Source organism: Bradyrhizobium canariense, from assembly GCF_900105125.1.
GTDB classification, from domain to species: domain Bacteria; phylum Pseudomonadota; class Alphaproteobacteria; order Rhizobiales; family Xanthobacteraceae; genus Bradyrhizobium; species Bradyrhizobium canariense_A.
Window position 1 is genome coordinate 5,954,384 of the sequence record NZ_LT629750.1, and the last position, 20,525, is coordinate 5,974,908.

Here is a 20,525-nt window from a genome sequence, read left to right on the forward strand (position 1 = left end):
TCATTCCGGGGCGATGCGAAGCATCGACCCGGAATCCAAGGATTCCCCGATGTGTCATTGCACATCTGAGGTCCGGTGCTAACGCACTATCCCGGCATGACCTTGGTGTCTCTAAAACTTCTCCACCCATGGCCGCAGTTCCAGTTCCCATGTCCAGGCGCTACGCGGCTGTTGCAGCACGCTCCAGTAGCTGGCCGCAATCGCGTCGGGATCAAGCATCGAATCCGGCCGGTCGGGGGTCTCGGTGCGCGCGGCGCTGCGAATGCCGCCGTCGATGACGAAATGCGCGACGTGAATCCCCTGCGGCGACAATTCGCGCGCCATGCTCTGCGCCAGGCCGCGCAGCGCGAACTTGCCCATCGCGAACGGCGCGGATTGCGCATAGCCCTTGACGCTGGCGGAGGCGCCGGTGAACAGGATCGCACCGCGTTTGCTGGGCAGCATCCGCTTCACCGCCTGCTGCGCCACCAGAAAGCCGCCGAACGCGCTGACCGCAATCGCCTGCGCGACATCCGACGGCACCAGCTCGACGAACGCGCCACGCGCCCGTCCACTGGCGTTGTAGACGACGAGATCCGGCGTGCCGATTTCGCGCTCGACCAGGCCGAACAGGCGTTCGACCTCATCGGCGTCGGTCGCGTTGCAGGCGAATGCCTTCGCGCCGGTCTCGCTGCAAAGCGCACCGAGCTTTTCGATCCCGCGCGCCGCCAGCGCGACACGAATGCCTTCGCGTGCAAACAGCCGCGCCAGCGAAGCGCTCAGGCCTTCACCGGCGCCGACGATCAAAGCGGTTTTATATTTGGGAACATCCATGGGTGGTTTCCTTCTTCTTGACAACGTTTAGCCGCGCAAGGCGGCAAGGCATCCGGCCGTTTCCAGAACTGGATCGAGGGCGGCCTTGTCGGCGATTTCAGCGTATTTGGCGCGCAGCATCGCGAGCGATCGCGCGTGATATTTCTGCGGCTTCTGGATCCAGAGCTTGTCGCCGAGCGCGACGCTGAACTCTTCCTGCTTCGCGTTCAGGGCTTTTTCGTTGGCCGATGTCCACGGCATGAACTGCTTTCCGACCTGTTCGGTCAGGATCGGCATCAGGGTCGGCGCCAGCGCGGACCAGTCCTCAAACGCGCCTTCCGCCTTCGGCCACAGCATGCGCTGGATCCAGTCGAGCACATGCGGCGTGCCGCCGCCGATGATCGCGCCCGCGGTGGGGTCGGTCCACATTTCGTAGATCTGCCCCCAAAGCCCGAAGTCGCCGAATGCGGGCCGTCCGCCGAACAGATAGGGTCGGCTGGCGAGATGATGGTCCAATAGACCGAGCATCGCGAGAAAGCCGACCTCGATCTGCGGCGCGGTCACGGCGTTCGAGCCGACGAACCAGAGCCGCTCCACCATGCGGGTCCGCACTTGCGTTGTGAACGCCGCGTGCTCCTGTTCGCTCGCGTGCGGGCTGCGCATGCGCGCGATACGTCCCGCCGAACTCATCTGGTCGACATCGCGCGCCCAGCGGTAATGAAACATCCATTTGTTGCCCCATTCGTCGCCGAACTCCTCGATCAGTGCGGAAATGAAGCGCGTGATGGGATCATTGGGATGGATCGACGGCTCCGGATAGAGTCTTTCCAGCTGGTCGATGATCGGCGTGGAATCCTGGATGCCAGCGCCGTCGGGCGTAATGACCAGCGGAATGATCGGCATTCTGGCGTACTTCTCATAGTCCGCCTGGCTTGCCGCATTCCGTAAAATCCATTGATGCGGGATGGCTTTGTAGCGAAAATAGGAGCGGACCTTGACCGAGTAGGGCGACATCTCGGCGCCGAAGATGCGATAGCCGCCAGCCATGGGTAATTCTCCGATGATGCTTCGACGGCTCTAGCGCCTGCTTTATCTGGAGAATGATCTATATCATTCAATGGTCGGGAGCGGCATTCTCCTCAATACAATAATCGTCGGACCGGGCGGAACGAACAAGGGTTGTAAAATGCATCAGCTAAATAAACACGCCGAAGGAACACTCCCGGCCGCCCAGCCCGGCTTGCTCGCGCCGGATACGTCGGGAATGAATTTCTATCGCGCGGATCCCGCGCTGACGGATCTGCTTCGTCTTCATCTGCCCGACCGGCTGTTTCGTCATATCGAGCCACATCTCGACCGCCTGGGCGGGCTCGCCGGCGGCCATCTCGACGAATGCGCGCGCCTGGCTGACCGCCATGTGCCGGAACTGCATCAGCGCGACAAGTTCGGGCGCGACGTGCAGTGGATCGAGTATCATCCGGCCTATCGGGAGCTCGAGCGCGCCGCGTTCGGTGAATTCGGCATCCATGCGATGTCGGTCCGCAAGGGCATTCTGGGCTGGCCAGACAAATATCCCGTGGTGGCCAAGCACGCCTTTACGTTTTTGTTCAATCAGGCCGAGTTCGGCCTGGGCTGTCCGATCAACGTCACCGACGGCTGCGCCAAGTTGCTGGCGAATTTCGGCAGCGAGGCGCTGAAAGCCAGATATCTCGACGGCCTGACCCAGACCGACATGAGCAAGCTGACCCAAGGCGGCCAGTTCATGACCGAGAAGGAAGGCGGCTCCGACGTCGGCAAGCTGACGACGTCAGCGGTGCAGGAAGGCGATCACTGGCGGTTATATGGCGAGAAGTGGTTCTGCTCCAATGCGGATGCTGAAGTGGTGATGCTGCTGGCGCGGCCGCAAGGCGCCGAAGGCGGCACGCGCGGCGTTGGCCTGTTCCTGATGCCGCGCCGGCTCGAAGACGGTTCGCAAAATCACTACCGGATCGTTCGCCTCAAGGACAAGCTCGGTACCCGTTCGATGGCCTCGGGTGAGATCAAGCTGGAAGGCGCGATCGCGTATGCGGTCGGCCGGCTCGACCGTGGCTTTGTGCAGATGGCCGAAATGGTCAACTCGTCGCGGCTCTCCAACGGCGTCAAATCGACCGCGCTGATGCGCCGCGCACACCATGATGCGATGACGGTCGCCAAAAATCGTGTGGTGTTCGGCCAACGCATCATCGATATGCCGCTGGCGCGGCGGCAATTGATGAAGATCATGCTCGCTACCGAGCAGGCGTTGTCGATGAGCTTCCTCACCGCCGACGCGCTCGACCGCGCCGAGGCTGGCAGCCAGGATGCAGCGGCGCTGTTGCGCATCCTGACGCCGACGTTGAAATTCCGCGCCACCCGCGATGCGCGCAAGGTCTGCGGCGACGCGTTGGAAATGCGTGGCGGCATCGGTTACATCGAGGAATTCGCCACCGCGCGGTTGTTGCGTGACGCGCATCTCGGCTCGATCTGGGAAGGTACCGGCAATATCGTGGCGATCGATGCGCTGAAGCGGGCGGTCGGCCGCCACGGCGCCGATGCCGCGCTGTCAGCGGATCTGCATGCCCGCCTCGACGACAGCGCCAATGTGCCGCAGGCCTGGCGCGACCGCTTGCGCGGATTGACCGACCGCGCGGTCGGCTTTGCCCGCGAGGTGGCCAGCCGCACCGACAATGAAGCCGAGGCAAGGCGTGCCACCAGCCTGCTTTACCATGTCGCAAGCGCGGTTGCGCTGGCCTGGGAGGGCGGACGCATTCACGCGATGCGCGGCGATGCACGACGGCTGCTGCTATCGCGCATGGTCATCGATCACCGGTTACAGGCGGGCGATCCGTTCCGGCTCACGGAAAATGCAGCGCAGCGGGCGATGACAGGCCATCTGCTCGGCGACCGCGACGTCGGCATGGCCGAGGTTGGCGAATTGATTTCGGCGGCGTAGGCTTGGACGATGGACCGGAATAAGAATGCCGCGGACTCGGTACCACCTCTCCCCTTGTGGGAGAGGTCGGATCGCATCGACAGATGCGATCCGGGTGAGGGGTTACGGCCTATCGATAGACCGTGACCCCTCACCCCGACCCTCTCCCATCGAAGTCGGATTTATCCGACTTCGACAAGTTCGGGTGCCCAACTCGGGTAAACCCGAGTTGGGTGGGAGAGGGAGCGCACTTTTCGCGTTCTTAAATACGAACAACAAAAAAGAGGAAACACCGATGAAGGCCGCCGTTCTGCATGAAGTCAACAAGCCCTTGGTGATCGAGGATGTCAGCGTGCCGAACCCCGGTCCACGCGAGGTCCTGATCCGCACGTCGGTCGCGGGCCTCTGTCACTCCGACCTGCATTTCATGGAAGGGCTTTATCCGCATCCGCTGCCGGCGGTGCTGGGCCATGAGTCCGCCGGTGTCGTCGAGAAGGTCGGCTCCGACGTCAATTACGTGAAGCCCGGCGATCACGTCGTCACATGTCTGTCAGTGTTCTGCGGCACCTGCGACAATTGCACCACGGGCCGCACGGTGCTGTGCACCGACACCACCGTGAAGATGCTGCCCGGCCAGTCCAACCGGCTGTCCTGGGCACGGTCGGAAAAGCTCAACCAGTTCCTCAATCTGTCATCCTTTGCCGAGCAGATGCTGGTGCACGAAAACGCCATCGTCAAAATCCGCAAGGACATGCCGCTCGATCTGGCGGCGCTGATCGGCTGCGGCGTCATCACCGGCTTTGGCGCGGTGGTGAACACCGCCAAGGTCGCGCCGGGCGAGAATGTCGTGGTGATCGGCTGCGGTGGCGTCGGCATGGCCGCGATCAACGGTGCCGAGATCGCGGGCGCCGGCCGCATCATCGCGGTCGACACCAATCCGGCCAAACTTCAACTGGCGACAAAGCTCGGCGCCACCGATGTGGTCGATCCCCGCAACGGCGATGTGGTGCAGCAGGTGCGCGATCTCACCAATGGCGGCGTGCATCATTCGTTCGAGGTGCTGGGCCGCAAGGAGACCGCGGAGCAGGCCTTTGCGATGCTGGCGCCCGGCGGCACCGCGACCATCGTCGGCATGATCCCGTTCGGCCAGAAGATCGAGCTGCACGGCTTCGACTTCCTGCGCGAACGCAAGATCCAGGGTTCGTCGATGGGCTCGAACCATTTTCGCGTCGACATGCCGCGGCTGGTCGAATTCTACATGCGCGGCAAGCTGCATCTGGAGGACTGGATCTCGGCCAAGCTGAAACTGTCCGAGATCAACGAAGGTTTTGCCAACATGAAAGCCGGCAAGACCGTGCGCAGCGTGATCATGTTTGATGCTTGAGAATTGATCGCCCATCGTCGGGCGAAGTTGGTTCGTCATTCCGGGTCGCATCGAAGATGCGAACCCGGAATCTCGTTAAACAACCTCTGGATTCCGGGTTCGCGCTTTGCGCGCCCCGGAATGACGTCGATTAACTAATCATCGAACATCGGCGGCGGGACGAAGCCGCCGAATTCGCGTTCGATCAGTTCCGCCAGTTTCAACGGCGTACGGTCTTCCAGCCACGGGCCGACAATCTGCACGCCGACCGGCAAGCCGTCCGGTGAAAGGCCGATCGGTATCGCGGTTGCCGGCAGGCCCGGCAGCGTCGCGATGCCGGGCCACGCCAACTGGTCGGGATAAACATAATCCTTGCCGTCGATATTGATCCGGCGCGCTTCCTGCTCCGGCGAATGATCATGCGGATAGGCCGGCGTCGGCATCACGGGACAAATCACCGCGTCGAAAGTCTTGAACAGCTCGCGCCATTGCGCCCGCAGCCGCGCGCGTCCGCCATCCGCCATCAGCCAGTCGCGATGGCCAAGCGTGATGCCGCGCAGGCGTTCCGCCCCAAGGCTCATATCGTCTGGCGCGAGCTTGGCGGCTGCAGCCTGCGCGCCGGCATAGACCTCCGGCGCAAATGATGCGGCGAGGAATGACATCAGCATCCGCATGTAAAGCCGTGTCGAGGCGGCGAAGTCGGGCAGCAGCGGGCTCTCGCGGGTGACTGTCACGCCTGCCTTGCCGAGATCAGCGGCAAGCTTGTTGATCGCCGCGCGCACGGCCTTGGAGGTCGGCATCACAGGATCGGTGTCGATCAGCAGCACCCGAAATGGCTTCATCTCGCTGTGACGCGGCGGCGGCAGCGCCAGCCGGTACGCCTTGCCGGCTTCCAGCGGGTCCGGCCCTGCGATCACGTCGAGCAGCAAGGAGAGGTCCGCGGCCGAGCGCGCCATCGGACCGATCACCGAGAGATCGCGGTCGAACGGCAGCGGCGGCAACGGTGGCGGCGTATGGCCGCGCGACGGCACCAGCGCGAAGGTCGGCTTGTGGGCATAGACGCCGCAATGAAACGCGGGAACCCGCAGCGAGCCGCCGATATCGGAGCCCAGCGAGAGCGGCCCGTAACCCGCAGCCAGCGCCGCCGACGATCCGCCGGAGGAACCGCCGGGCGTGCGGCCGAGGTCGAACGGATTGTTGGTGGTGCCGTAGATCTCGTTGTAGCTCTGCCAGTCGCCGAGCCCGAGCGGGACGTTGGTCTTGCCGAGGATGACGCCGCCGGCGTCCTTCACCCGAGAGATCGACAGCGCGTCTTCCAGCGGCACGAAGTTCTTCTGCGCCGGAATGCCCCATGTCGTGGGAAGTCCGCCGACATTGTAGGATTCCTTCACGGTCAGGGGGATGCCGAGCAGCGGCTTGTTCTCGCCGCGTGCAAGCGCAGCGTCGGCAGCGCGGGCCGCATCAAGGCCGCGGGTGAAATCACGGGCGCAAATCGCATTGATCTTGCCGTCGTGACGCTCGATGCGGCCGATCACGTCCTGCGCCAGTTCGACGGCGGAGACCTTCTTTGCCGCCAGCGCTGCCGACAGTTCGGTCGCGGTCTTGAAGCTCCATTGCGATTTCGCCAAGGCGTTTCTCCTGCCATTGTTTTTGTACCTGTACCAATGATGCTCAGTTCCGCCACCCGCTGCAAGGCGGTGCCGGGAATTGCAGGTATCGCCGAAGGGTGAGGGTGGCTATCCCGGCAGCATCCGCTGCATGACGCGGCTGCGGTAGACGAAAAGATGGGCCAGCGCCGCCACCACGTGAAGCCCGATCAGTATCAGCAGCGCCCATTCAAACTTCTGATGCCAGTGATTGATCGCGCGAATGGCGGTTGAACTTTCGGAAGCCAGCATTGGCAGCGGCGTCAGGAAAAAGAACGAGATCGACCAGCCGCGAAACGATGCGAACAGCCAGCCGCTGATGGTCGTGGCCAGCACCAGGAGATAGAGCAGCCAGTGCACGGCTTCCGAACCCAGCCGTTGCCACGGCGGCAGCGAGCTTTCCGGCGCCACCGGATGCGTCAGCCGCCACACAAGCCGCAAGACGATGAGCGCGAGAATGACGATGCCAATCGAGATATGGTAGGTCATGGCGTCGCCGGGTTTCATGCCGCGGTGGATATCCGGCATCAGCCAGCCCAACGGATATTGCACCAGTAAAAGCGCCACAATGAGCCAGTGGAACACCTTGGCGGTGGTCCCGTATTGCAAACGATCGGTCATGATTTCTCTTAAGTCGGAAGGCGCGTTTCTCTTAAGCCAGAAGCCGTGACGTTTCAGCAGATCGAAGCCAGCTTGCATCTAGAAATGCTCTAATCATCCGCGCGTGTGGATTCCGGCATTGTCACATGGATGTAACCATTGCGAAGACGTGACCGGCCTACGCCGCTCCAATGAGAATACCGACAGCCAGCACGATGACGCCGCCGAGCACGATCTGAAACACCGCTTGCAGGAACGGCGTGTCCATATATCGCGAGCGGATAAAGGCGATGGCCCACAACTCGAAGAACACGACGACGCCCGCGATCGCGGTCGCGATCCAGAACGCATTCGCCCATGAGTCAGGGACGAGATAGGGCAGGGAGTGCCCGAGGCCGCCAAGCGCCGTCATCACGCCGCTGGCCGCGCCGCGCAGCCAGGGCGAACCACGCCCGGTCAATGATCCGTCGTCGGACAACGCTTCCGCAAAACCCATGCTGATGCCGGCGCCGATCGAGGCGGCCAGTCCCACCAGAAACGTCGGCCAGTTCTGATGGGTTGCGAACGCCGCCGCGAACAGCGGCGCCAGCGTCGATACCGAGCCGTCCATCAATCCGGCGAGGCCCGGCTGCACATATTGCAGCACGAAGATGCGCCGGCGGGTTTTCTCCTCGTCGGCGCGAACGTCCGGACTGAGGATCTGGTCAGTCAACTGCGCCGCCAGTTTTTCGTGGTCTTTTTCCGCTTCCGCGAGATCGCCGAGCAACCGGCGAACGCCGACATCCTCGGCTTGTTCGGCGGCCTTGACGTAAAACCGCTCGGCCTCGAACTCCATCGTGCCCACTTCCTTGCGGATGGTGTCGAGCGACAGGTTCTTGGTCAGCCAGATCGGGCGGCGGCGCAAAAAGCCCCGGACATTGTCCCGGCGGATCGGGGGTAAATGCGGGCCGAAACGCTGTTCATAGAGTTCCAGCAGCTGGTGACGATGGCCTCTTTCCTCCTCGGCCATCTCCTCGAAGATCTTGGCCGAATCCGGATACCGTTCGGCCAAATCCTCGGCAAAGGTCATGTAGATGCGGCTGTCTTCCTCCTCCGAGGAAATTGCGACCGCCAGCACTTCCCGCTCGGTCAGATCGGCGAAATTCTTCACGACAGGAGCCTTTTTCTCAATTTAGAATGATTCTAAATTGGTTATAGACACCTGCCGTCGCCACGTCAAATCGAAGCGCCCTTGGTCTGCGCTTGTTGCAGAAATTCGAGCAGCAGCCGGCTTACTTCGGCGGGTTGTTCCTGCTGTACCCAGTGCCCGGCGCCCTCGATCAGATGACAGCCGATCATCTTGGTGCAGGCGGTGGTCTGCATCGTTTCGAACACGCCGGGGCGTTGATAGATGCCCCAATCCTGTTTGCCGGAGATGAAGCATGACGGGACATCGATGCTGCGGCCCGACCAGGTCTGGAGTTCGGGAATGAATGCGCCTGATGTGCCGCAGCGGTACCATTGCAGCCCGCCCTGGAAACCGTTGCGTTGGTACTCGGCGCTGTAGAAGGCAAGCTCACGGTCAGGCAGCCATTGGTTCGCGGCGATCTCGGCGGCCGATGGCATTTGCTCCGCAACGGTTGCGGCCATGTCCTTGGCAAGATCCATCACGTAGTAGGTCGGCAACTTCGCGAGTTCACCCGCGGACCATGACTTCAGCGGATAAGGCTTGTTGTCTTTCCAGTCGGCGCTCTTGTGATGATAATAGGCGCGCAGGAAATCATGCACGCCTTGCGGCGCGTGCTGCATGTCGGCGTTGGCCTCGCGCGTGGAGTAGTACCACTGATAATGCTTGCGCGGACGCGGCAGCGCCGCCAACTCGCGATGCACGGGATCTTCAGGCTTGGGTTTTGGGGGCGCATCCGCGGTGTCGAATGGCAGCGCGGGCGGCCCGGCGAATGGCGCGCTCATCAGCGCGACCGACCAAAACACATCGGGCCGCACCAGCGCGCACCAGGCGGCAACCGAGCTGCCGAAATCATGTCCGACCACGGCATCGACATGCCGGTAACCGAAGGCCGAGACCAGGCCGAGCGCGTCGCGCACGAGGTTAAGCAGCCGGAACGAATTCAGGTCGCCATCGTAATTCGCATCCCAGCCGGTGGTGCGGCCATAGCCGCGCTGGTCCGGCGCGATCACGTGATAGCCGGCTTGCGCGAGCGCCGGCATCACCTTGCGCCAGCTGAAGGCAAGTTCGGGAAAGCCATGCAGCAGCAATATGCAAGGCCGGCCGCGCGTCTCGAAGCCGGCCTCGAGCACATGCATCCGCAGGCCGTTGACGTTCTCGACGTAGCGCGAGCGGATGGTTGGCGGGAGAGGGATGTCGGGAAGGTCGCTGGTGGTGTTCATGGGGCACCTTCATCGTCATGGCCGGGTTTATCCCGGCCATCCACGTCTTGCTGGCTGCAACGTTGTAAAGACGTGGATGCCCGGGACAAGCCCGGGCATGACGGAATGTGCTCGATCGCTTGCGCCTACCCCTTCACCGCCGTCTTCGGCCAATAGCGGTCGCGCAAGTGCCGCTTCACCAGCTTGCCGGTTGGCGTGCGCGGCAGTTCGGCCTCGAAGTCGATGCTGCGCGGGCATTTGATCGGCGACAGATGTTTTCGGCAGAACACCATCAACTCGGCCTCCAGCTCCTTGCCGGCCCGCGCCATGTCGTGCGGCTGCACCACGGCCTTGACCTCTTCGCCCATCTCCTCGTTCGGCACGCCGAACACTGCGACGTCGGCGACGCCGGGATGGGTGATCAGCACATCCTCGGTCTCCTGCGGATAGATGTTCACGCCGCCGGAGATGATCATGTAGGACTTGCGATCGGTCAGGTAGAGAAATCCTTCGTCGTCGAGATAGCCGACGTCGCCGAGCGTCGACCAGCCTTTGGTGTTGTAGGCGCGCTTGGTCTTGTCGGGATCGTTGTGATAGGAAAACACCGGCGCGTCGGCGAAATACACCGTGCCGATCTGGCCCGCAGGTACTTCCTCATCGTTCTCGTTTGCTATCTTGACCTTGCCGACCACGGCGCGGCCGACGGTGCCGCGATGATCTAGCCATTGCTGCGAGGTCGATACCGTGACGCCGTTGCCTTCCGAGCCCGCATAATACTCGATCAGGATCGGCCCCCACCATTCGATCATCTTTGCTTTGACGTCGATCGGGCAGGGCGCGGCGGCGTGGATCGCGCCCTTCAGCGAGGACACGTCGTAGCGCATCCGCACTTCATCAGGCAGCTTCAGCATGCGCACGAACATGGTCGGCACCAGTTGCGACTGGGTGATCCCGTGCTTTTCGACCAGCTTCAGAAATTCTTCGGCGTCGAAGGATTCCATGATCACGGACGTGCCGCCGAGCACGATCGCCATCATGTTGAAGCGCAGCGGAGCCGCATGATAGAGCGGCGCCGGCGACAGATAGATACTGTCGGCATTCATGCCGCACATGTCGGCGCAGAGAACCCGCAAGAACGGGTTCGGCAAGGTGATCGGATTGTTTTCGGACTGCCGCTTGATGCCTTTGGGGCGGCCGGTCGTGCCCGACGAATACAGCATGTCATAGCCGGCGACCTCGTCCGCGATCGGCGTGGTCAGCTGCGCAATGGCTTCCCTATCCCAGGAGCGGAAGCCCGGCAGCGGCTCGTCGAGCATGAAGAACAAGGGTTCGCCGGGTGCGCCGGTGACGAGGCCCTTGATCTGCCCGGCGCATTTCGGCGAGGTGATCACCACCTTGGCGCCGCAGTCTTTGACGATGTAGGCGATCTCGTCCTGGGTCAGATAGCGGCTGATCGCGGTGTAATACAGCCCGCTGCGCTGCGCCGCCCAGCAGATTTCCATGAACGCCAGCCGGTTCTCGATCAGGAACGCGATGTGATCGCCGGCTTTGAGGCCGAGCGCACGGAACAGATGCGCGCCCTGGTTCGATAATTCATCGAGCTCGCGATAGGTGATCGCCTTGCCGCTGCCCGCCATCTGATAGGCGATCTTGTCCGGCTTGGTCCGGGCGTGGATGGAAGGGTGGGTCACAGACGTTTCCTCAGGCACATTAGTTCGTCGTCCCCGCCTGGTGCGCCATTGCGCACGGGGCGTGGGGACCCATAACTACCAATTTAAACTGTTGGAACGAGCTAGCTCACCAGCCGGGTCCACCACGAACATTTGTGATTATGGGTCCCGGCTTTTGCCGGGACGACACCATTTGTCGTTGCTGCGCTTACAGTCTTTCGACGATCGTCACGTTGGCCATGCCGCCACCTTCGCACATGGTCTGCAGGCCGTAGCGCTTGTTGCGCTGCTTGAGCGCGTTTACCAGCGTGGTCATCAGCTTGGTGCCGGAGCCGCCAAGGGGATGGCCGAGTGCAATCGCGCCGCCATTGACGTTGAGCCTTGTGGGGTCGGCGCCGGTGGTTTTCAGCCACGCCGTCGGCACCGAGGCAAAGGCCTCGTTGACCTCGAACAGGTCGATGTCGTCGATCGACATGCCGGCTTTCTTCAGCGCGCGCTGCGTCGCAGGCAGCGGCGCTTCCAGCATGATTACGGGATCGCCGCCCATCATGGTCATGTGATGGATCCGCGCCATCGGCTTGATGCCGAGCGACTTCAGCCCCTTTTCGTTGACGACCATCACGCCCGACGCGCCGTCGCAGATCTGGCTGGCGCTGGCGGCGGTGAGCTTGCCGTTCTCGGCGATCAGCTTGACGCCCTTGATGCCGTCGAGGCTGGCGTCGAAGCGGATGCCTTCGTCGATGTGGTGGGTATCGGTCGAGCCATCGGCGCGGGTGATCTGCAGCGGAATGATTTCGTCCTTGAACTTGCCGGCCTGGGTCGCCGCGATCGCACGCTGGTGGCTGCCATAGGCGTATTCGTCGAGTTCGTCTTTGGAGAGGCCGTATTTCTCCGCCATCATCTCCGCGCCGGTGAACTGGCTGAACTGGATGTTCGGATAGCGCTTCTCCATGTTCGGGCTCTTGTAGTGGCCAAAACCGTTTTTTGCGGGCAGCGATGAAGCAAGACCCATCGGCACCCGCGTCATGGCTTCGACGCCGGCGGCAATCACGATGTCCATGGTTCCCGACATCACGGCTTGCGCGGCAAAATGCAGCGCCTGCTGCGACGATCCGCATTGCCGGTCGATCGAGGTGCCCGGCACGCTCTCCGGCAGTTTCGAAGCCATGATGGCGTTGCGCGCGATGTTGTTGGACTGCTCGCCGGCCTGCATCACGCAGCCCATGATGACGTCTTCGATCTGCGCGGGGTCGGCACCGGTGCGCTCGACCAGCGAATCCAGCACGGAAGCGGCGAGGTCCGCCGGATGCCAGCCTGCGAGACGGCCTCCCTTGCGGCCACCTGCGGTGCGTGCGGCGGCGACGATATATGCCTCGGCCATCTCTGTTCTCCCTGATTGTTTTGGGTCGGCGTTTTGATTGTTGGCGGATTTAAGTGGCGGCGACCGATTTAGTCAATCAATCAATTAACTCTTGAGTGCGGCTCCGGCTTCGGCTTATCTGCGCGCCTATTTCCGCGAAGGCGAGTGATGGCATCACAGTTGAATACCAGCGTACCGGCCAGGCTTCCGGGTGGAAAAAACGCCACCGCCGAGAAACTGATCGTTGCGGCGAGCGAATTGATGATCGAGCGTTCCTCGATCGAGATTTCACTCAGCGACATCGCGCAGAAGTCCGGCGTCAATGCTGCGCTCGTCAAATATCATTTCGGCAACAAGGACGGCCTGCTGCTGGCGCTGCTCGCGCGCGACGCCGCCACGGAAGTATCGAATCTCGAATATCTGCTGGCGCAGCCGATCACGCCGACCGCGAAGCTCAAGCTGCATATCGCCGGCATCATCCGCGCCTATCATCGGTTCCCCTACATGAACCGGCTGATCCACTATCTCCTGCACGAAACCAGCGCCGAAGCCGCCGACGAAGTGTCGAAATTCTTTGTTGCGCCGCTGCTGGATTTTCATCGCCGGCTGCTCAACGAAGGCATCAAGGCCGGCGAGTTTCGCCGCATCGATCCAGTGCTGTTCTACACCAGCCTGATCGGCGCCTGCGATCATCTGTTTTTCGCACGGCACGCGATGTCGCGCGCCACCGGCGTGGGGCCGGTGACAGATGAAGTCTGCCGCCAATACATCAAGCATATCGAGGCTTTGATCTGCGGCGGCATGCTGACAAGGAACAATGAAAAAGGTGCCGCCGCGGCCGGATGACGATCGCTTCGGTTCAAAACCAATAAGTCTAGAGAAGAAACGCCCAAGGAAAGGTTCTTAAACATGCAGTTGAAAGACGTTGCCGTTCTCATCACCGGCGGTGGCTCCGGTCTTGGTGCCGCCACCGCCCGCGCCATGGCGGCCAAGGGTGCGAAAATCGCCGTGCTCGATCAGAGCATGGAGAACGCCGAAAAGATCGCCGCGGAAGTGAAAGGCGTCGCCATCCACGCCGATGTCACCAACGAGGAGCAAGTCAAGGCGGGAATCGCCAAAGCCGAGTCCTCGCACGGCGTCGCACGCGTGCTGATGAACTGCGCCGGCATCGGCGGTTCGCAGCGCATCGTCGGCAAGGACGGTGTCTATCCGCTGGCCAAGTTCGCGCGCATCATCAACGTCAACCTGATCGGCACCTTCAACGTGCTGCGGCTGTTTGCCGAGCGCTTGGTGACGGCGGAGCCGATCGGCGAAGAGCGCGGCGTCATCATCAACACCGCGAGCGTCGCGGCCTATGAAGGCCAGATCGGACAGATCGCCTATGCGGCCTCAAAAGGCGGCGTGGTGGGCCTGACCTTGCCGGCGGCACGCGATCTCGCCAGCCAGAAGATCCGCGTCAACACCATCGCGCCCGGCCTGTTCCTGACGCCGCTGTTGATGGGACTGAACGAGGAAGCCCGCAAAAGCCTCGGCGCGCAGGTGCCGCATCCGGCGCGGCTTGGCGATGCCTCCGAATACGGCAACCTCGCGGTGCACATTGTCGAGAACCCGATGCTGAACGGCGAGACCATCCGTCTCGACGGCGCCATCCGCATGGCGCCGCGGTAGTTGCTTTTCCCCTCTCCCTTTGTGGGAGAGGGTGGCTCGAATGAGCGTAGCGAATTCGAGACGGGTGAGGGGTTCTATCCGGTTGGCAACCCCTCACCGCATCGAATGCAAGGCTGTCGCCGGCGATGCCCTAGGAGCGAGCTTCGCTCGTTTCGGCTCCTACAAGGGGAGAAGGCGCAGTAACGACCACCGCGCGGGTGGAAAAACGAAAGCCGGTCTATACCCGGCGATAACAACAAGGATCCGCAAAGGACCGAAGCTTTGGGAGAAACGAGATGAGTGGGAATGCAGCCGCGGTGCTGACAAAGCCGGCCTTTCGCAAGATCGAATGGCTGGAGCGTGATATCGCGGTCGAACGGCGGCCCGACGGCGTCATCATCCTGCAGTCGCGGATTCCGCTCAAACCCTATGAGAAGCATATTCCGGCCTCATTGGCGAAATGGGCCAGGGAAAGGCCGGAACGGATCTGGCTCGCGCAACGCGCGGGCCCCGAGCGGCAATGGCGAAAATTGTCCTACGGCGAGGCCAAGCGCACCGTGGATGCGCTGACGCAAGGCATTCTCAATCTCGGGCTTGAGCCCGGCCGTCCCGTTGCGATCCTTTCAGGCAATTCGATCGAACATGCCTTGATGACGCAGGCGGCGATGCAGGCGCGCTTTCCGGCCGCGCCGGTGTCGCCGGCCTACTCGCTGATGAGCCAGGATCACGTCAAACTGAAATATCTGTTCGATCTGATCAAGCCGGCCGTGGTGATGGTGCAGGATGGTCCGACGTTTGAGAAGGCGCTGAAGGCAATCGATCTCACCGGCGTTACCGTCGTTCATGTCGCGCGCCTATGCGAGGGCATCAGGAGCATCGCGTTTGCCGACCTTGCGGCCACACCAGTCACCAGGGATGTCGAAGAGTCGATCGCGAGGATTACGCCGGATACCGTCGGCAAGCTTTTGTTCACCTCGGGGTCGACCGGAATGCCCAAGGCCGTCATCAACACGCAAGGCATGATGTGCGCCAATGCCGCGATGATGATGCAGGTCCGGCCGCGCGATCCAAATGCGCCGCAGTCTACTTATCTCGACTGGATGCCGTGGAATCACACCATGGGCGGCAATGCGCTGTTCAATCCGGTGCTGACCGAAGGCGGCACGCTCTATATCGACGATGGCCGGCCGATGCCCGGCATGATCGACGAAACGCTGCGTAACTTGCGCGAGGTATCGCCGACCTATTACGCCAATGTGCCCGCGGGCTACGCCGCGCTGGCGGCCGCGATGGAAAAAGACGACGCGCTGTGCCGCAGCTTCTTTAAAAATCTCGGTCTGATGGCCTATGGCGGTGCGAGGCTGCCGGATGATCTCTATGAGCGGATGCAGGCGTTGGCGGTGCGCGCCACCGGCGAGCGCATCGTGTTCTATACCGGCTGGGGCTCGACCGAGACCGCGCCGACCTCGACCGGGACCTATTGGGACACCGAGCGGGTCGGCCTGATCGGGCTGCCGTTTCCCGGCGTCGAGTTGAAGATGGTCCCCGTCAGCTCGAAATATGAGCTGCGTCTGCGTGGGGTCAACGTCACGCCGGGCTATTTCGGCAGGCCCGATCTCACCAAAACCATGTTCGACGAGGAAGGATTTTACTGCATCGGCGACGCCGGTGTGTTCGTCGATCCCGAGGATCCCGTGCAGGGCATCATCTTCGCCGGCCGCGTGGTGGAGGATTTCAAGCTCACCACCGGCACCTTCGTTCATGTCGGCTCGCTGCGCACCGACGCCATCGCGGCGGCGACACCGGTGGTGCAGGACGCGCTGGTCGCCGGACAAGACCGCCCGTTCGTTGGACTGCTGGCCTGGCCCAATCTCCACGCCTGCCGCCAGATCATCGGCAATCCCGACGCAAGCTACGAGGACGTCGTCAAACACCCTGACGTGTTGGCCCGCCTGAAGCAGGGCTTGCAGGCGCACAATCAATCAACTGAAGGCGCCAGCAGCATGCGGATCGCGCGCGCGATGCTGATGGTCGAGCCGGCCTCGATCGACGGCAACGAACTTACCGATAAAGGCTACATCAATCAGCGCGCCGGGCTTGAGCGCCGCGCCGCGCTGGTGGAGCGGCTCTATGCCGATCGGCCCGACCAGGATGTGATCATTTTGAATTGAGGAACGATAAATCTATGAACCGCCTCGCCGTCATTCCGGACGGTCCACCTTTGGACCGATCCGGAATCCAGAGGTTACTTACATCGAGATTCCCCGATGTGCACTCGCACATCTGAAGTTCGGGTTTTCAACGTGCCCCGGAACGACAGCCATAAGAGGTAAACCGCCATGAATTTCGATTTCTCTGACGATCAAAAGCAGCTGCGCGACGAGGCGCGGAAATTTCTGACCGAGAAATGCCCGCCCAAGGCGGTGCGCGCGGTGCTCGACGGCAAGGAGCCCTACGACCGCGAGCTGTGGAAAGGCCTCGCCGATATGGGCTTTCTCGGTGTCGCGATTCCGGAAGCTTTTGGCGGCGCCGGTGCGGGCCATCTCGAACTTTGCGTCGTCGCCGAGGAAATGGGCCGCGCGCTGGCGCCGGTGCCGTTTTCATCGACGGTTTATCTGGCTGCCGAAGCCATCCTGCTCGCGGGCAGCGACGCGCAAAAGCGAAAATGGCTTCCGGCCATTGCATCGGGGTCCGCGATCGGCACGCTGGCGTTGTTCGAGGGCAAGGGCAATCCGTCGCCGCAAGCAATCAAGCTCGCGGCTTCCGGTGGTACGCTCAACGGCGTCAAGAAGCCGGTGCCCGATGGGGCGATTGCCGATTTCGCCATTGTCGCCGCACGCACGGGGTCGAGCGGACGCGATTCCGATATCTCGCTGTTCCTGGTCGACATGAAGGCCGGTGGCGTCGAAGCCAAGACACTCACCAATGTCGATCCGACCCGCGGCCAGGCCGAATTGACGTTCAGGAATTGCAAGGCCGAGCCGATCGGTGCGGCCGGCGACGGCTGGAGCATTTTGTCCCAGGTGCTCGACCGCGCCGCGGTGCTGATGGCCTTCGAACAGGTCGGCGGCGCCGACCGCGCGCTGGAGATGGGCCGCGATTATGCGCTCGACCGTATCGCGTTCGGCCGTCCGATCGGCTCGTTCCAGGCGGTGAAGCATATACTCGCCGACATGTATGTCTCGGCGACGCTGGCGCGTTCCAATTGCTATTACGGCGCCTGGGCGCTCTCGACCAACGCGTCGGAATTGCCGGAAGCGGCAGCCTCGGCCCGCATCAGCGCCACGCAGGCATTCCAGCATTGCTCCAAGAACAATATCCAGGTTCACGGCGGCATGGGTTTTACCTGGGAGTTCGACTGCCACATGTATTATCGGCGCGCCAACGCGGCGGCGCTGGGGCTCGGCTCTCTCTCTTATTGGGAAGATCAGCTGATCGACCGGATGCGCAAAAGGAATGCGGCTTGAGCCCCACAATCGTCATTCCGGGTTCGCGCTTCGCGCGCCCCGGAATGACAGGAAGAAAGAGCGGTCATGAATTTCGATGACACCCCGCAGGAAGCCGCGTTCCGCGCCGAGGCAAAAGCCTGGATCGCGGCCAACGCGCCGAAGCAATATGAGGAGGAGTTGCGCAAATCCTCGCTCGGCCGCACCCAGATCAAGGGCGCCAATATCCTCGAGGCCGCGAAAGCCTGGCAAAAGAAAAAAGCCGATGCCGGCTGGGCTTGCCTGCACTGGCCGAAGGACTATGGCGGCCGTGGCGCTTCCCCGATCGAACGCGTGATCTGGCAGCAGGAAGAGGGCGCCTTCGGCAAGCTCAGCGCGATGTTCATCATCGGCCACGGCATGTGCGGCCCGACCATGATGGCGTTTGCCGGCGAAGAGCAGAAAAGAAAATATCTGCCGCCGCTGGCGTCAGGCGAGAATATCTGGTGCCAGCTGTTCTCGGAGCCGGCCGGCGGCTCCGACGTCGCAGGCCTACGGACGCGCGCGGAAAAGAAGGGGGATGACTGGATCATCAACGGTCAGAAGATCTGGACCTCAGGCGCGCATTATTCCGACTACGGCATCCTGCTGACGCGGACCGATCCCAATGTGCCGAAGCACAAGGGCCTCACCATGTTCTTCCTAGACATGAAGAGCCCCGGCGTCGAGGTCAGGCCGATCAAGCAGGCCAGCGGGCAATCCGACTTCAATGAGGTCTATTTCACCGACGTCAGAATTCCGGACGCGCAGCGGCTGGGCGAGGTCAACGATGGCTGGAACGTATCGCTGACCACGCTGATGAACGAGCGGATGTCGATCGGCGCCGGCGTTGCCACCGGCTTTCCGGAATTGTTCGAGTTCTGCAGCAATCTGATGCTCGAGGACGGGCTCGCGATCGACGATCGCGGCGTGCGCTCAAAGCTCGCCAACTGGGCGGTGCGCGCCAGCGGGCTGAAATACACCAGCATGCGCGCGATCTCGGCGCTTTCCAAAGGCGAACGTCCGGGACCCGAAAATTCCATCGGCAAGCTGGTGGCGGGATCGATGATCCAGGATGTCGCGACCTATGCGCTCGATTTGCAGGGCGCCGCCGGGGTCTTGAGCGGGCCTGAGGACGCGGAAGCCGCCGGAAAATTCCAGGCGATGCTGCTGCGCGCGCCTGGCACCCGCGTCGAAGGCGGCACCGACGAGATCATGCGCAATATCATCGCCGAGCGCGTACTCGGACTGCCCGGCGATATCCGGGTCGACAAGGACGTGCCGTTCAACAAGATACCGACCAAGGGAAGATAGATCTTATTCGTAGGGTGGGCATCGCGCAGCGATGCCCACCGCGTGTCGTAATCAAGTGGTGGGCTCGCTTCGCTTGGCCCACCCTACAGGCAGCATGAGGTTCGCCATGAATTTCGATGACACTCCGCAGGAAGCCGCGTTCCGCGCGCAAGCCCGCCAATGGGTCGCGGCCAACGCGCCAAAGGAGCTTGAGGCGGAGCTCTCGAAGTCCTCGCTTGGCCGGATCAGGTTGCAGAACCACGACATGGTCGAGGTCGGCAAGGCCTGGCAGAAGAAGAAGGCCGAAGGCGGCTGGGCCTGTCTGCACTGGCCGAAGGAATATGGCGGGCGCGGCGCCACCCCGATCGAGCGCGTGATCTGGCAGCAGGAAGAAGGCGTCTACGGCAAGCTGACCCAGCCGTTCCAGATCGGCGAGGGCATGTGCGGGCCGACCGTGATGGCCTTTGGCAACGAGGAACACAAACGTCACTATCTGCCGAAGCTCGCTTCCGGCGAACAGATCTGGTGCCAGTTGTTCTCCGAACCCGCCGGCGGATCGGATGTCGCGGGCCTGCGCACGCGCGCGGAGAAGAAGGGCGACGACTGGATCATCAACGGCCAGAAGATCTGGACCTCGGGGGCGCATTACTCCGACTATGGCCTGCTGATCACCCGCACCGATCCCAATGTGCCGAAGCACAAGGGACTGACGATGTTCTTCCTCGATATGAAGAGCCCGGGCGTGGAGGTGCGGCCGATCAAGCAGGCCAACGGCATGCAGGAATTCAACGAGGTCTATTTTACCAACGTCGTGATTCCCGATCACCAGCGTCTCGGTGCGGTCGGCGACGGCTGGAACGTATCGCTGACCACGCTGATGAACGAGCGCATGTCGATCGGCGCGCGGCTCGCGACCGGCTTTCCGGAAATATTCGAGTTCTGCTCCAATCTGATGACCGAGGACGGGCCCGCGATCGACGACCGCGCCACGCGCTCGAAGCTTGCGGGCTGGGCGGTCAAGGCCAGCGGCTTGAAATACACCAGCTACCGTGCGATCTCGGCGCTTTCCAAGGGCGACCGGCCGGGCCCGGAAAATTCGATCGGCAAGCTGGTCGCGGGCTCGATGCTGCAGGATATTGCGATGTATGCGATGGATCTGGAAGGCGCGGCCGGCGCTCTCACCGGCGATTCCGATGAAGTGGCGCGCGGCCAGTTCCAGCAGATGCTGTTGAGTTCGCCCTCGATGCGGATCGCCGGCGGCACCGATGAAATCCTGCGCAACATCATCGCTGAGCGCGTGCTGGGCTTGCCCGGCGATATCCGTGTCGACAAGAACGTACCGTTCAACAAGATCCCGACCAAGGGGCGCTGAA

General features: G+C 62.3%; 16 protein-coding genes. 8 read left to right on the forward strand and 8 right to left on the reverse strand.

Features of this window, described 5'->3' with window-relative positions; all coding sequences use genetic code 11:
* Positions 1–111: 111 nt before the first annotated feature.
* On the reverse strand, positions 112–813 hold the full coding sequence (locus tag BLV09_RS28150; RefSeq protein ID WP_146689731.1) for an SDR family NAD(P)-dependent oxidoreductase: 702 nt from the start codon (positions 811–813) through the stop codon (positions 112–114).
* Between the two features lie 27 nt (positions 814–840).
* Positions 841–1,839 (reverse strand): glutathione S-transferase family protein, encoded by a 999-nt coding sequence (locus BLV09_RS28155; protein WP_146689732.1) that lies wholly within the window; start codon positions 1,837–1,839, stop codon positions 841–843.
* 139 nt (positions 1,840–1,978) lie between these two features.
* Here BLV09_RS28155 and BLV09_RS28160 point away from each other — a divergent pair, with 139 nt between their 5' ends.
* Together BLV09_RS28160 and BLV09_RS28165 are read left to right on the forward strand one after the other, a co-directional pair.
* Positions 1,979–3,763, forward strand: a complete 1,785-nt coding sequence (locus tag BLV09_RS28160) for an acyl-CoA dehydrogenase family protein (protein ID WP_146689733.1) — start codon at positions 1,979–1,981, stop codon at positions 3,761–3,763.
* 274 nt (positions 3,764–4,037) lie between these two features.
* Positions 4,038–5,126: a Zn-dependent alcohol dehydrogenase gene (locus BLV09_RS28165; RefSeq protein WP_146689734.1), complete on the forward strand. Its 1,089-nt coding sequence runs from the start codon at positions 4,038–4,040 to the stop codon at positions 5,124–5,126.
* 134 nt (positions 5,127–5,260) lie between these two features.
* Here BLV09_RS28165 and BLV09_RS28170 read toward each other — a convergent pair whose 3' ends face one another.
* From BLV09_RS28170 to BLV09_RS28195, 6 genes are all read right to left on the reverse strand, one after another.
* Positions 5,261–6,733, reverse strand: a complete 1,473-nt coding sequence (locus BLV09_RS28170) for an amidase (protein ID WP_146689735.1) — start codon at positions 6,731–6,733, stop codon at positions 5,261–5,263.
* Positions 6,734–6,841: 108 nt separating this feature from the next.
* Positions 6,842–7,372, reverse strand: coding sequence for a cytochrome b (locus BLV09_RS28175; protein WP_100387415.1), 531 nt, complete (start codon positions 7,370–7,372; stop codon positions 6,842–6,844).
* Positions 7,373–7,529: 157 nt separating this feature from the next.
* Complete coding sequence (gene mbfA, locus BLV09_RS28180; protein WP_100385480.1) at positions 7,530–8,501, reverse strand: iron exporter MbfA; 972 nt, start codon at positions 8,499–8,501, stop codon at positions 7,530–7,532.
* Between the two features lie 65 nt (positions 8,502–8,566).
* The gene (locus BLV09_RS28185) at positions 8,567–9,739 is read right to left on the reverse strand and encodes an alpha/beta hydrolase (protein ID WP_146689736.1); all 1,173 of its coding nucleotides are present in this window, start codon (positions 9,737–9,739) and stop codon (positions 8,567–8,569) included.
* 125 nt (positions 9,740–9,864) lie between these two features.
* The gene (locus tag BLV09_RS28190; RefSeq protein ID WP_100385482.1) at positions 9,865–11,409 is read right to left on the reverse strand and encodes an acyl-CoA synthetase; all 1,545 of its coding nucleotides are present in this window, start codon (positions 11,407–11,409) and stop codon (positions 9,865–9,867) included.
* Positions 11,410–11,596: 187 nt separating this feature from the next.
* A complete protein-coding gene (locus tag BLV09_RS28195; protein ID WP_146689737.1) occupies positions 11,597–12,769 on the reverse strand; it encodes an acetyl-CoA C-acetyltransferase in 1,173 nt (390 codons plus the stop codon).
* Between the two features lie 147 nt (positions 12,770–12,916).
* Here BLV09_RS28195 and BLV09_RS28200 point away from each other — a divergent pair, with 147 nt between their 5' ends.
* From BLV09_RS28200 to BLV09_RS28225, 6 genes are all read left to right on the forward strand, one after another.
* Complete coding sequence (locus BLV09_RS28200) at positions 12,917–13,594, forward strand: TetR family transcriptional regulator (RefSeq protein ID WP_100385483.1); 678 nt, start codon at positions 12,917–12,919, stop codon at positions 13,592–13,594.
* 63 nt (positions 13,595–13,657) lie between these two features.
* A complete protein-coding gene (locus BLV09_RS28205) occupies positions 13,658–14,416 on the forward strand; it encodes an SDR family NAD(P)-dependent oxidoreductase (protein WP_100385484.1) in 759 nt (252 codons plus the stop codon).
* Positions 14,417–14,691: 275 nt separating this feature from the next.
* A complete protein-coding gene (locus BLV09_RS28210; protein WP_146689738.1) occupies positions 14,692–16,566 on the forward strand; it encodes an AMP-binding protein in 1,875 nt (624 codons plus the stop codon).
* A 168-nt stretch (positions 16,567–16,734) separates the two neighbouring features.
* On the forward strand, positions 16,735–17,862 hold the full coding sequence (locus tag BLV09_RS28215; protein WP_146689739.1) for an acyl-CoA dehydrogenase family protein: 1,128 nt from the start codon (positions 16,735–16,737) through the stop codon (positions 17,860–17,862).
* 66 nt (positions 17,863–17,928) lie between these two features.
* Positions 17,929–19,173: an acyl-CoA dehydrogenase gene (locus BLV09_RS28220; protein WP_146689740.1), complete on the forward strand. Its 1,245-nt coding sequence runs from the start codon at positions 17,929–17,931 to the stop codon at positions 19,171–19,173.
* Between the two features lie 106 nt (positions 19,174–19,279).
* Positions 19,280–20,524 carry an acyl-CoA dehydrogenase gene (locus BLV09_RS28225; protein ID WP_146689741.1) on the forward strand — a complete coding sequence of 415 codons (1,245 nt, stop codon included), beginning with the start codon at positions 19,280–19,282 and terminating at the stop codon, positions 20,522–20,524.
* Position 20,525 lies beyond the last annotated feature (1 nt).